Here is a 274-nt window from a genome sequence, read left to right as displayed (position 1 = left end):
TGACGGGCAAGTAACAGCGTTAAGCTTTGCCGTTGATGGTGTTGAAGTTGCATCAAGCAATGGATCTGCAACTGCGCATACATGGCAAGCTGCTCAATTAGGCCCTGTCACATTTACGTTAACGGTAACTGATGATAAGGGTGCTACTGGGGAGGTAAGTAAAACGTTAACCGTTATTGAAGCGGGTCAAGTGAACAACCGCGATGCCTGTCAACCTGCTGGCCTTTATCAAACGCCGGGTGTGAACACACCTTACTGTACAATTTATGATGAA

Annotated in this window: 1 protein-coding gene; it reads left to right on the top strand. The window is 46.7% G+C overall.

The window, feature by feature from the left end:
- Positions 1–274: hypothetical protein (locus tag CWC16_RS19735; RefSeq protein ID WP_138542713.1), on the top strand; the 274-nt coding region annotated here is incomplete at both ends.

This window comes from Pseudoalteromonas sp. S3776, from assembly GCF_005886915.1.
Taxonomy (GTDB): domain Bacteria; phylum Pseudomonadota; class Gammaproteobacteria; order Enterobacterales; family Alteromonadaceae; genus Pseudoalteromonas.
The sequence above is the reverse complement of the archived record's forward strand: the minus strand, read 5'-3'. Positions and strand labels throughout refer to the sequence as shown.